Genomic DNA, 12,766 nt, shown 5'->3' with positions numbered 1-12,766 from the left:
CCAGGTGCCGGTGGGATACCAGACCACTTTAGGCGGATATCGTTAAGCCGGGATGCGACCGGGTGACGCGCTGCTTCACTTTGTCGCAGGTGGAGGTGGGTGACAGGATGAATGGGCTACAAGGGCTTCAGCAAGGTCAAGGGCGGCTCCTTGGCGATTCGCAGGGCCCTGGGTACCAGTGCAATCAAGCAGGCCGCCATCACCAGCACGACAGCGATCGATATCGAGAACCACAGTGAACCTGTGATGCCATCCTGTGGCGGCCCTATCCACTGCAACGACGACGCGCCGAGCAGGGCGCCCAGTGTGGTGAACAGTGAAACTTCGAACATGATTTCGGCAAAGATCACGGAGCCGCGAGCACCCAGTGTCCGTCGAACCCCAATGGAGTGCCGGCGCCGATCAAGCCAGGCGCCTACGACACCGGAAACTCCGGCCATCAGCACACCGAGAATAACGGCCGTCATGACCGCGAGCACGGTCGTAGCGAAGCGATCAGCTTTGACGTAGGCGTCGCGATATCCCGCCAGCGTCTCGACACCGGTCGAATTCACGATCCGATACGGCCGCTGCAGCGCATCGACAGTGCGATCAAGCGATGAACGATCAACCTCCGACTTCCACTTCGCCAGATAATAGCGACTGGCGCCCATGGGAAGGCCCGGAAGCAGCGCCCACTGCGAGTCCCGCTCATTGCCTCCTGGTGCCGGTCCAGCAACAGACGCAAATACACCCACGATGATCCGGCTGCTGCCGGGGCCGAAATACAGGTGGCGGCCAACAGCACTCTCCGTTCCGAACAGACGGGCAGCCAGCGCTTCACTGATCAGCACTACCGGAGCACCTTCAGCCATGTCGTCCTCTGTGGCATCCCGTCCCAGGACGATTCCCGCGCCCAGCATCGCCAGCAAGCCAGAGCTGGCAGTTGCCACGGGAATGCGATCACATCCAGCAACGTCTGTCGTACCCGCGTTCATCGAGTACGCCATGGCCGACTCGCTGGTGCACACGCCGTATCGATGGGCTCTTCCCCCGAACGGAACAGCGTCGCTCACAATCGTGTCCTGAACACCGGGCAGCCGGATCGCGGACAGGTCTGCCCGCAGCACTGCAGCATCCGCGCCTTCTTCGACATCCGAGACCCTGACCACACCAATCGATACTGCCTCCTGGATGCTCCCGGTGTTCAATCTGGCGAAGCTGTCCAGCGCCGATTGCAGTGCGAACGCACATGCCAGGCTTGCAAGCGCAGCCTGCACTGCAAGCAATGCGGCGCTTCCCAGATGTCGTCGGGTCTCCCTCATTGATTCGAACATTTCAGGCAGCTCCCTTCGCGAAGGCACTCGACAGTGAGCTGACCCTGCAGATTTCAAACGATGGGACCAATGAACAGAGCAACGTCGTGACGACTCCCAGGGCAGCCGCCATCAGCATTGCCCCAGCATGCATCTCTGTTATCGCGCTGGGCAGAACGTCTCCCGCAGCAACCACCCGGATTCCCAGCGCATAGGTGACGACAGCGAGTGCACTGCTTGCGACTCCCGCCGCGATGGATTCCCACATGAGCTGGACGAACACGTCTCGGCGTCGCGCTCCCAGCGCACGTCGTATCGCAAGCTCCCGCCTACGGCGCCCCAGACTGAAGCTCAGCAGTGCCGCCGCGTTGACGACGCACACACCGAGAAGGATCAGTGACAGCCGAAGCTGCATCCTGGCCCGCTCCGGAACCAATCCCAGCCTGTCCAGCCAATCCATCAACGGCCAGAGTGCCACCTGCTGCGTGCCTGGTTCGATCCGAAGGCCCTTTGCCTGCGCATAGGCGTTCAGACTCGCGCGGTAGGCGGCGACATCATCTGCGGTAGGCAGCCACGCCCACAGTTGAAGCCATGAAACGTTGCCCCCTGCAAGATCCGTGTCCTGGTCACCCCCCCAGATCGCCGTCCCGTCCACAACAGTCAACTTGTCCGCGATTGCGGTTTCAACTGGCAGGTAGATCTCGTCAGGCTCCACAAACGGCCGCCGCGTGAGATCTCCCTGAAACATCGGCACCGGATGCCAATCCTCTGCGACACCCACAACGGTATAGATGCGTCTGCCCAGTTCCAACGGATGACCAATGCAATCCTGTGCACATTCACGCTGGGCGAGCGCATGCGACAGGACCACCATTCGACTCGCAGCATGTCCCTCCTCGGTAGTCCATGCCCGCCCTTGAACAACGGCAATGCCAAGGACACTGAAGACTTCGGACGTGGCGAACCTGGCGCGCAGTCTTGCGCTGGACTCTCCCGGCCGGGAGAGCGTCACCGCCCCCCCTGCCATTGCTGCCTGTTTCCACGTCCGGCCTTGGTTCAGAAGCACCTTCGCGTCTGGCCAGGTCAGTGACTGACCAGGATCCGGAGAGCCACTGCGCAGTGCATCTGGACGCGCGTCAAGGTACGGGCGGAACAATGCCGAGCTCCGGCCTGGTGCGGGATCGGACGATGCCTGGAGAACAATGGAAAGCATCACGGTGGTGATCCCTATCCCTGCACCCAGCATGAGAGCGATTGCCAGATGAGTGCCGATTCGCTGCTTGAATCGGACAAGCGAAAGCTGGATGTAATAGAGCATCATCCAACTGCATCCGGCATTGGCTTACTCGCGCACCTGTCCATGTGATTCTCACTCCATCCCCTTGGAAGCTGATGGTTGAGAATCTCTGATTGTGAAACGCCGCCTCAAGTGGAGATATGGAATTTGCAACTTTCCTCAGGAAACACACGCAGCTCGTATGTCCTGGATAGAACCACGGCCACTGACGACGAGACCGTCGTGACGGAATCTGACGGGGAAGGCCAACTGTCGATTTGCAGATGACACCCGATGCCTGGCCATCTGATCGGGTGTTGGAGGAAGAAGCGTCCAGAAGCAGGTGCAGGCGTCAGCGTTTCTCTAGACCCAGAAATACCAGACAGCCGCCGCCACCAACGCCCCCAGCAACACCACCTGCACCACCACATAACCCACACCACTGTCGCGCGACTCGGCGGCAATCCGCTTCTGCAACGCCTCGCTCACATCCGGCGCCTTTTCCTGCCGCGCCTGCTCACGCAACGCCTGTGCCAGTGCGCGTTCTTCCGCGTCACGAGGGTCGGTCGATTGGGTCACAGCAGTTCTCCGGCGGCGGCATGCCGCGTCAGTTCCTGCTTCAGGACCTGGCGCGCGCGGTGCAGGTGGCTCTTGATGGTACCGCGTGCCAGTCCGGTCACCTGCTCGATCTCGGCCAGGTCGAAGTCCTCCAGGTAGTGCAGGCCGACAATCAATCGTTGCGGTGCACTCAGCCGCTCCAGCGCCACGCCAAGATGACGACCGGCCTGCAGCGCCTCGCTCAATTCACCCGGCCCCGGCCCTTCATCGCCGACGCCCAGTTCCTCCGGCACCTCCACCGCCACCATCCATTGCGCCTCCAGCCGCCGCCGGCGCAGGTGCTGCAGCGCGGTGGTGTAGGCCACCCGGGAAACCCAGGTGCGCAGCGAGGATTCAAAACGAAAGCGGTGCAGCTGGCGGAACACGGCCAGGAAGGTCTCCTGCAGCAGGTCGGCCACCTGATCGCGGTCGCCCACCATGCGCCCGATCACATGCGCGCAGGTGCGCTGGTGGGTCTCGACCAGTTGCGAAAACGCCGCCTGCGAGCCGTCGATGATGGCCCGCACCAGGGCCTGGTCCGCATCCAGCGGTGCGGCGGGTGCCGCCATCGCCGCTGCTTCGTGGCGACGACGGCCCCGCAGTGCCGACAATGCTTCGCCGAGCAGGCTCATCTGCGGGGCGCCCCCTGTGCCCGTGGCATGGGCCGGCTCAGCCCTTGCGTGCGGCAGGACGGGTGAAGTGCCAGGCCAGCAGCTGGCCGAGGCCGGCGCTGCCGACCAGCGCGGCAGCGGCACCGAAGGTCAGGTCACGGGCACCGATGACTTCCAGCAGGGCCATGGCCAGCGCCAAGCAGACCAGGCTGATGCCCCAGCGCAACGCGCCTTGGCGGCGGCGCTCTTCCTCCAGCATGGCCAGCGAGCGGATCACTTCCTCGGGCACATGGGGAGCGACCAGCTTGCTGCGGGCGCGGGCATCGGCAATGGCGTGGATCGCATAGGCGATGCAGATGAAGAGGGTGATCGGAATCAGTTCCTGCATGGTCGGGCTCCTGTTCGGTGGATGATGCGGGTTCAGGAGAATGGATGCGCGAGGCCGGCTACCGGTTGCACCACTTTGCCAATCCCGCTGCCATGACCTGTGGCCCCTGCCCCGGGCCCTTGCGGCTGCTACGCTTGGCCGGTTTCCTCTTCTGGTGTCGTCCGCCCATGTCCCGAGTGCTGCCCCTGTCCCTCCTGCTGTCGGCCGTGCTGGCCGCACCGGCTGCGCATGCCGCGCCGACGCCGATCACCATCGAACAGGCCATGGCCGACCCGGACTGGATCGGTCCGCCGGTCGAGAAGGCCTGGTGGTCGTGGAACAGCCAGCAGGTGGAATACCAGCTCAAGCGCAACGGCAGCCCGGTGCGCGACACCTTCCGCCAGCCGGTGGCCGGTGGCGTGGCCGCGCAGGTGGCCGATGACCAGCGCGGCACCCTCGACGTGGCCGAGCCGGTCTACGACCGCAGCCGCAGCCGCAGCGCCTTCGTGCGCAATGGCGACGTGTTCGTGCGCGACCTGCGCAGCGGCGCGCTGACCCAGCTGACCCGCAGCAACGAGCGCGCGGGCAACGTGAACTTCGCCGCCGACGCCGACAATGGCGTGATCTGGCGGGTGGGCCAGAACTGGTTCCACTGGACCGCCGCCAGCGGCGTGCAGCAGGTGGCCAGCCTGAAGGCCGAGAAGGATCCGCGTACGGCGCCGAAGGCCGATGTGCTGCGCGACCAGCAGCTGCGCACGCTGGAAACCCTGCGCCGCGACCGTGACCAGCGCGAAGCGCTGAAGGACCAGGACCAGCGCTGGCGCCAGGCCGACCCGACCCGCGCGCCGGGTCCGGTGTACCTGGGTGCCGACGTGGAGATCGGTGACAGCGTGCTGTCGCCGGACCTGACCCACCTGATCGTGGTGACCAAGCCGAAGGACTTCGACGACGGCCGTGGCGGCAAGATGCCGCTGTACGTGACCGAATCAGGCTACGAGGAAACCGAGGACACCCGCACCCGCGTCGGTCGCAACGGCTTCGAACCGCACACCCTGTGGTATGTGGACGTGCGCACCGGCAAGGCCGAGAAGGTCTCGCTGTCCAGCCTGCCCGGCATCGCCACCGACCCGCTGGCCGAGCTGCGCCGCAAGGCCGGCAAGGATGCGCTGAAGGGCGACCGCAGCGTGCAGGTGATGAGCGACTTCATGGGCGGTGGCATCCGCTGGAGCCCCGATGGCCAACAGGCCGCGGTGATGCTGCGCGCCAACGACAACAAGGACCGCTGGATCGTCAGCATCAACGCCGCCGATGGCCGCGTGCAGAACCGTCATCGCCTGACCGACAACGGCTGGATCAACTGGGGATTCAACGATTTCGGCTGGATGGCCGATGGCCGCACGCTTTGGCTGCTGTCGGAGGAATCGGGCTTCTCGCACCTGTACACCCAGGCCGGCGCGGCCAAGCCGCAGGCGCTGACCAGCGGCAAGTGGGAAACCTCGGCGCCGGTGCCGTCGGCCGATGGCAAGGGCTTCTATTTCCTGTGCAACCAGCAGGCACCGCATGACTACGAAGTCTGCGCGGTCGACACCGGCAGCCGCCAGGTGCGCGAGCTGACCAGCCTCAACGGCGTGGAAGACTTCGCGCTGTCGCCGGACGGCCAGCAGCTGCTGGTGCGCTACTCCGGCGCCTACCTGCCGCCGCAGCTGGCCGTGCTGCCGAGCACCGGTGGCCAAGCCCGCGTGCTGACCGACACCCGCACTGCCGACTACAAGGCACGCCAGTGGATCCAGCCGAAGCTGGTGGCGGTGCCGTCCAAGCACGGTGCCGGCGTGGTCTGGGCCAAGTACTACGAGCCCGAGAACAAGGAACCCGGCAGGAAGTATCCGATCGTCATGTTCGTGCACGGCGCCGGCTACCTGCAGAACGTGCACCAGCGCTACCCGGCCTACTTCCGCGAGCAGATGTTCCACAACCTGCTGGTGCAGAAGGGCTACATCGTGCTGGACATGGATTACCGCGGCAGCGAGGGCTACGGCCGCGACTGGCGTACGGCGATCTACCGCAACATGGGCCACCCGGAACTGGAAGATTACAAGGACGGCCTGGACTGGCTGGTCGACACCCAGCAGGGTGACCGTGACCATGCCGGCATCTACGGTGGTTCCTACGGCGGTTTCATGACCTTCATGGCCCTGTTCCGCTCGCCGGGCACGTTCAAGGCCGGCGCCGCGCTGCGCCCGGTGGTCGACTGGCACCAGTACAACCACGGCTATACCAGCAACATCCTCAACACCCCGGACATCGATCCGGAGGCGTACCGCGTGTCGTCGCCGATCGAGTACGCGCAGAACCTGCAGGACAACCTGCTGATTGCCCACGGCATGATGGATGACAACGTGTTCTTCCAGGACTCGGTGAACCTCACCCAGCGCCTGATCGAACTGCACAAGGACAACTGGTCGATCGCACCGTACCCGCTGGAGCGCCACGGCTACGTGCGCGCCGATTCCTGGCTGGACCAGTACAAGCGCATCCTCAAGCTGTTCGAGCAGAACCTGAAGTGAGCAACGCCGCGGCCACGATCCACATCGTGGCCGCGGTCATCCTGGATGACCGCGGCCGGGCGCTGGTGGTGCGCAAGCACGGCGCCACCTGCTTCATCCAGCCCGGTGGAAAGCCTGAACCCGGCGAAGCGCCACTGCAGGCGCTGGCTCGCGAACTGGACGAAGAACTCGGTGTGCAGCTGTGCGCCGAGACCGCCATCGCGCTGGGCACCTTCGAGGACTGGGCGGTGAACGAGCCCGGCCATCGCGTGCAGGCACAGGCGTGGTGGGTGCAGGTGGACGGCACGCCGCAGACACGCGCCGAGATCGCCGAACTGGCCTGGGTGCCGCTGCCGCCGCCGCACGGTCTGCCCTTGGCACCGCTGAGCGAACACCATATCCTGCCGGCCGTCGCCACCCGGGTGACGGCCCGCTGACTACTCCACTGCTGCCCAGGACATCGGATGTCGCTTCAATCTCCCCAAGGCCGTCCTACCAGCACAGTCGCCGCCCAGGATTTCATCCGACCGCTGGGCTTGGCTTCCCTGCTGGTCTGCGCAGGGTTCGTCGTAATCATTGCACTTCAAGCAGTGCTGCTTTCGCAGCTGGCTGACAGTCCGCTCTGGCAGAGAATGATCATGACGGCCACTGAGCAGGGGTTTCCACGCAGCGTGCAGTGGATACTGAAGGGCCCGGTCGCCGCCACATTATGGCTGGCGCTACCCGGCATACCTGCCGTGCTTTCAAGCTGGGGTTTCTACCGGCAGCGTCGCTGGGGCCTCTGGAGCTATGTGGCATTGCTGTGGTTGTCCGCCGTTGCGAATTTCGCAGTCGTCTGGTGGCTGGACAGCATCTTCGCTGACCTCATGACGCATATCGTCGATCCACATACGCTGCGCGAAGCCCAGGTCCAACGAATCCTGATGTCACTGACCTTGTTCGGAGGTGCCGTGGCCATACTCGTTGCACAGGGCTGGCTGGCCTGGCGCCTGTTGCGGCCGGACATCCGCTCGCGCTTCCACTGAGCCCATCCCCTTCCCCGCCGACAAGGACCGTCGCATGCGCTTGCTGACTCTTTTCCCTGCCCTGTTGCTGTTCGCCGCGCTGCCTGCCAGCGCCGATGCCCTGCGCTGCGGCGAGTACCGCAGCGTCGATGACGGCATGGCGCTGGTGTTCACCACCCCCAGCAGCGGCTACCGCCACAACGGCATCGGTGAGCCGGAGCCGCTGTGGGTCGATCGCAGTGCGGCGCAGACGCGCCTGGTCATGCTCGACGATGGCGTGGCCGAGCCGATCCGGATCAGCGCCGATGGGCAGCGCATCGAAGACAACGTGGTGGTGACCTACACCCTGCGCCGGTCCCGCGCCTGCGCCACCGAGCCCACCGCGGTGGCTGGCAGCTGCCGCGCGGCCGGCAGCTACTGCATGGTGCAGCTGCCAACGGCCTCCACCGGCCAGGCCCGGCGCGCCTGCGACGAGGGCGTAGGCTCCGGCTGTTCAACGCTGCTGCGGTTGATGCGTGATGGCAGCGCATCGGATGCAGCCAGAGACGCCGGCCCGGCAGTCTTCGAGCGCCCGCCGCCGTGCCGCGAACACACGGCCGGGCACGATCCGCAGGCCTGCGAAGCCATGACCGACGATGCACTGGCCACCGCCATGCGGCGGGTGGACCAGCGCCTGCAACAGGAAGACGAGGGCACACTGGGTTCGCCTCTTCCCGTCGCTGCACGCGATCGCCTGCAGCAGTTGTGCCTGCAACACCGTGGTGGCCGCTTCTGCGTCGAAGTGGCCGCGCAACAGTTGGACGCGCTGCAACCTGCGCTGGCGGTGCAGGCCCTGCAGGTGGTCTGCGATGCTGGACGCGTCAGTGCCTGCGAACGTACCGCACCGCTGCGTGAACTCGGCACTGACCTGCGCCTGGTAGCGCTCCAACATGTGCCGTGTGGTCGCTACCAGGCCGACGGTGGCGTGATCGACATGCTCGACTTCGGCGATGGCACGCAGGCCCGCCTGCACGAAGGCGCCGTCCAGCTGCAACAGAACGGCGAAACGTTCGTACTGCGCCAGCTCGGCAACGGCGACCTGCTCGGCATGGACAACCAGACGGCCTACCAGCGTTACCAGCCCGTGCCCGGCACGGCACAATGCACGCCCCCGCGCGAGGGCCGTGGTTCGCCGTAGCGCCGGGAGTTTCCCGTTAGATCGTCAAGGAGACGACATGCATTCACCCGCACCGCGCCGCCGCTGGCTGGCCTGGGCGTTACTGCTGGCGGCGCCGATGGCCGCCGCGCAGTCACCGCAATGCGGCTTGTTCAAGGCCGACGAAGGCAGCAGCACGCTGCGCATCAGCTCACCCAACCGTGGCGAGCAGAAGCACTTCGGCAGTGCGCCGTCTCCGGTCGTGTTCCAGCAGATCCACGGAAAGCTGCAACTGGTGAACCTGGAGTACGGCCTGCCCAGCACGCTGCAGGTGCGCGATCGTGGCCGCACGGTCGAGGTGGATGGCACGGTCTACACCCTGCAGGCCCCCGCACAGTGCGCCGCAGCAGCGATGCCGGCTGAAGGCAGCTGCCTGGCTGATGCGGCGGCGTGCCTGGACAACCGTCGCGAAGCGACCCCGACCGCGCTGGAAGCAGGGTGCCGGGAAGGTGTGCCCGGCATGTGCCTGCAACTGGCTGATCGTTGGCAGGAGGAGGCCAAACCCACGGTCGAGGCCGATCCCGACCTGGCAAAGGCAGCGCTCGACGCCGCCCTGTCCGGTATCAAGCTCCCCACTGCCTGTGACAACGGTGGCTTCGAACAGGGGACCCCAGCGTGTGCCGCCGCACTCGAGGCCGACCCTGCAGTGCAGGAGCAGCTGGTCAAGGCCGCGATGACGGCCGCCATGACCGAAGCCATGGTGACGATGACGGCGCCGACCGTGCCGGTGATCATTCCGGCTGAGCGGCGGCAACAGTTGTTGCGGCTATGCCGCGAGGTACCGCATGGCGGCTTCTGCACCCGCGTAGCTGAGCTGTCCTGGGAGGCAGGAGATCCCCTGCAGGCAGTGCAGGCCCTGGCTGCGGCCTGCACCCCCGGCAATGACACCGCCACCTGCGAGCGCCTGCCGGCATTGCAGGCGGTGGGTGCATCGTTGCAGCCGCAACCGGCAACGGCCCTGCCCTGCGGCAACTACCGGGCCGACGGCGGCTTGATGGACACGCTCGATTTCGGTGATGCCGGCTTGGTCGGTGTCGGCTGGGGCAGCCATCTTCGTGCGCGTGTCGAAGAGGGTGACATCCGCATCCACCACGACCGGGGCGGCGACTTCGTGCTGCGCCCGCTGCCGGGCGGCCAGCTGCTGGGCCTGGATACCTGGACCCGCTTCCAGGTGTTCACCCCCACCGGTGAAGGCCCGACCAGGTGCAGTGCGCCTAAGCAGTTCAAGGTGCTGCCACTGCCACAGGATTGCCCGCTGGCGCTGGCCAACGAGGACGGGGCCGAAGCCTGCTGCACGCAGGGCAAGCTGCAGGGCTGCAACATTCTCGGCAACCGCCTTGCGCTGTCCGGGAACTGGCTGCAGGCCGCCGGGCACTACACCACGGTCTGCCGGGCTGGCGTCCGCGAAGGGTGCGAGAACCTGGTCACCGCGCAAGGCAACGGTGCGGAGGTGGATGCACGGGCAACCCTGGAGCAACTGTGCAAGGCCGACCGCAGCGGCCTGCACGTGGCCTGCGACGTGCTCGGCACCCAGAACTGGGAGCTGATCACGCTGGGCGGTGCCTTGCAGAAGGCGGTTGACGAGGCGGCTGTGGACAACGCTCCGACGCCGCGCAACTCCAACCGCAAGCGCTGAGCCCGCCAGGGCCTGTCCGCAGCTTCGGGCGGGCCCTGCGGTAAAGTACGCGCCATGAACGAATTCGAGCGCGTGCGCGCCTACCTCACCGACCTGCAGGACCGCATCTGTGCGGCGATCGAGGCCGCCGATGGCCAGGCCCGCTTCCAGGAAGACCTGTGGCAGCGTGCCGAGGGCGGTGGTGGGCGCACCCGCGTGCTGCGCGACGGTGCGGTGTTCGAACAGGCCGGCATCGGTTTCTCCGACGTGGCTGGCAGCCGCCTGCCGCCGTCGGCCTCGGCCAACCGTCCGGAACTGGCAGGTGCCTCCTGGCGCGCCACCGGCGTGTCGCTGGTGTTCCACCCGCTCAATCCTTACGTGCCGACCACCCATGCCAACGTGCGCTTCTTCCAGGCGCAGCGCGACGGCGAGGTGGTGGCCAGCTGGTTCGGCGGCGGTTTCGACCTGACGCCGTTCTATCCGTTCGACGAGGACGTGCAGCACTGGCACCGGGTCGCGCGCGATCTGTGTGCGCCATTTGGTGACGAGCGCTATGCCGCGCACAAGCGCTGGTGCGACGAGTACTTCTTCCTGCGCCACCGCAATGAAACGCGCGGCGTCGGCGGCCTGTTCTTCGACGACCTGCACGGCGATTTCGAGCGCGATTTCGACTACCTGCGCGCGGTCGGCGATGGCTTCCTTGATGCCTACCTGCCGATCGTGCAGCAGCGCAAGGACACCGCCTACGGCGAGCGCGAACGCGAGTTCCAGCTGTACCGTCGCGGCCGCTACGTGGAGTTCAACCTGGTCTACGACCGTGGCACCCTGTTCGGGCTGCAGAGCGGTGGCCGCAGCGAAAGCATCCTCATGAGCCTGCCGCCGCGGGTGCGCTGGGAGTACGGCTTTGCCCCCGAAGCGGGCAGCGCCGAGGCACGCCTGGCCGATTACCTGGTGCCGCGCGACTGGCTCTGATCTTCCGGCGCCACGCCTGAGGCGTGGTGCTTTCCCCTGCCTGGTCCGTCCTGTATCGGCGGATCGTGTTTTTTCTTCTTCAAGGATGACGTCATGCCTGCTGCTGTTCCCCTTCGTCCCCGCGCTTCGGGCTGGCGCTCCCTGCTGTTGCTCGCGCTGGCCTCGGCCAGCCTGCCGGCGGCCGCGCAATCGATGGCCTGCGGCACCTACAAGGACAGCGGCGGCAATATCACGCTGACCATCGAGAGCGAAGGCCACGCCTTCCTGTCCGGCCCCTACCAGGCCACCGAGGAACTGCGCATCGCCCGCCAGGAAGACGTGCTCGGCACCGGCAACCTGTCCACGGGACGCCTGGAAAACTGGTTCTTTTCGGACAACGACCGCACGATCAACACGCCCTATCGCGAGTTCACCCGTGAGCACGCCGCCGCCTGCAGGACGATGCCCGAGCCCATCGAAGATGGTTGCGTGATGAACACCTCCGAGTGCCTGGAGGCGCTGCCGGAGGCCGCTCCGGTGAAGCTGCACGCCTGGTGTGCCGAAGGCGTGAGCGCCGCCTGCACGCAGCTGCTGGAGACTTACCAGGAACAGGCCAATGCAGCGGCGCCGAAGGTGGCGGACCCGCCGATGCCTGAGATATGCAAGGAGGAATCACCGTCCTTCGATGCCGAAGGTTGCATGGCGACGGCCAGGAAGGTCGCCTCGCAGATGATGGGAGAGACACTGCTGGGCCTGCGGCATTCGGTCGATGCACCCTTGCCGCCGGCGCAGCTGGATGAGCTGGCTGGCCTTTGCCGCGAGCAGCACGGCGAGACGTTCTGTGAGGAGGCGGCCGAGTCCCTGTGGAGCAGTGGGCGCCTGCAGCAGGCGCGCGATGCATTGCAACTGGCCTGTGCACAGCGCACCGATGCCCCGTCCTGCGCACCGGCCAAGGGCCTCGCTGCGCTTGCCGGGGCGACCGCATCGGCACTCACGCCGATTGCCGCCGTCACCCTGCCCTGCGGCAGCTTTGTCGCCGAACGCAGCGTACTGTCGCAGCTGCGTTTCCTCGACGGCGGCGTCGTGAAAGTCGGTGGTGACGACGTGCGCCTGCGCGCGAGCCTGCGCGACGGCCGGATCGTCCTGCACCGCGATGTCGGCAGCGACTTCGTGCTGCAGCTGCTGCAGAACGGCAACCTGGTGGGCGTCGACAGCGGCAATCGCTTCGCGTACTACCAGCGCGAGGCGACCGCGGGCAACGCCCACTGCGCGCCCTGACCAGAGGTAGAGCCGGGCCGATGCTCGGCTGATG

The 12,766-nt window shown here is 66.1% G+C and carries 12 protein-coding genes; 7 read left to right on the top strand and 5 right to left on the bottom strand.

The genetic code is table 11. From position 1 onward, the window contains the following. Window positions 1–116 precede the first annotated feature (116 nt). From AC13GA_RS11065 to AC13GA_RS11045, 5 genes are all read right to left on the bottom strand, one after another. The gene (locus AC13GA_RS11065) at window positions 117–1,316 is read right to left on the bottom strand and encodes an ABC transporter permease (RefSeq protein ID WP_482998127.1); all 1,200 of its coding nucleotides are present in this window, start codon (window positions 1,314–1,316) and stop codon (window positions 117–119) included. 1 nt (window position 1,317) lies between these two features. Beyond that, window positions 1,318–2,613: an ABC transporter permease gene (locus AC13GA_RS11060; protein WP_482998126.1), complete on the bottom strand. Its 1,296-nt coding sequence runs from the start codon at window positions 2,611–2,613 to the stop codon at window positions 1,318–1,320. A 321-nt stretch (window positions 2,614–2,934) separates the two neighbouring features. Beyond that, window positions 2,935–3,150 (bottom strand): hypothetical protein, encoded by a 216-nt coding sequence (locus AC13GA_RS11055; RefSeq protein ID WP_046983468.1) that lies wholly within the window; start codon window positions 3,148–3,150, stop codon window positions 2,935–2,937. After that, entirely contained in the window at window positions 3,147–3,800 is a 654-nt protein-coding gene (locus AC13GA_RS11050; protein WP_482998125.1) for an RNA polymerase sigma factor, read from the bottom strand. Before AC13GA_RS11050 ends, AC13GA_RS11055 begins: the two co-directional genes overlap by 4 nt. A 37-nt stretch (window positions 3,801–3,837) precedes the next feature. Next, window positions 3,838–4,167, bottom strand: coding sequence for a hypothetical protein (locus AC13GA_RS11045; RefSeq protein ID WP_295378109.1), 330 nt, complete (start codon window positions 4,165–4,167; stop codon window positions 3,838–3,840). 167 nt (window positions 4,168–4,334) lie between these two features. On the opposite strand from AC13GA_RS11045, the gene AC13GA_RS11040 reads away from it, so the two are divergent. From AC13GA_RS11040 to AC13GA_RS11010, 7 genes are all read left to right on the top strand, one after another. Continuing rightward, window positions 4,335–6,710 carry a S9 family peptidase gene (locus AC13GA_RS11040; protein WP_482998124.1) on the top strand — a complete coding sequence of 792 codons (2,376 nt, stop codon included), beginning with the start codon at window positions 4,335–4,337 and terminating at the stop codon, window positions 6,708–6,710. After that, window positions 6,707–7,126 (top strand): NUDIX hydrolase, encoded by a 420-nt coding sequence (locus tag AC13GA_RS11035; RefSeq protein ID WP_482998123.1) that lies wholly within the window; start codon window positions 6,707–6,709, stop codon window positions 7,124–7,126. The genes AC13GA_RS11040 and AC13GA_RS11035 overlap by 4 nt, the downstream gene beginning before the upstream one ends. A 27-nt stretch (window positions 7,127–7,153) precedes the next feature. Then, window positions 7,154–7,714, top strand: coding sequence for a hypothetical protein (locus AC13GA_RS11030; RefSeq protein ID WP_482998122.1), 561 nt, complete (start codon window positions 7,154–7,156; stop codon window positions 7,712–7,714). 34 nt (window positions 7,715–7,748) lie between these two features. Beyond that, window positions 7,749–8,870, top strand: coding sequence for a hypothetical protein (locus AC13GA_RS11025; protein WP_482998121.1), 1,122 nt, complete (start codon window positions 7,749–7,751; stop codon window positions 8,868–8,870). A gap of 37 nt (window positions 8,871–8,907) precedes the next feature. Continuing rightward, complete coding sequence (locus AC13GA_RS11020; RefSeq protein ID WP_482998120.1) at window positions 8,908–10,524, top strand: hypothetical protein; 1,617 nt, start codon at window positions 8,908–8,910, stop codon at window positions 10,522–10,524. 54 nt (window positions 10,525–10,578) lie between these two features. Further along, complete coding sequence (gene hemF, locus AC13GA_RS11015; RefSeq protein ID WP_136639781.1) at window positions 10,579–11,475, top strand: oxygen-dependent coproporphyrinogen oxidase; 897 nt, start codon at window positions 10,579–10,581, stop codon at window positions 11,473–11,475. Between the two features lie 93 nt (window positions 11,476–11,568). Beyond that, window positions 11,569–12,732 (top strand): hypothetical protein, encoded by a 1,164-nt coding sequence (locus AC13GA_RS11010; protein WP_482998119.1) that lies wholly within the window; start codon window positions 11,569–11,571, stop codon window positions 12,730–12,732. The last annotated feature ends 34 nt before the right edge of the window (window positions 12,733–12,766 follow it).

This window comes from Stenotrophomonas sp. 22DLJC03 (assembly GCF_056861405.1).
Note: the sequence above shows the minus strand (reverse complement) of the source record. Positions and strands in the feature narration are given on the sequence as shown.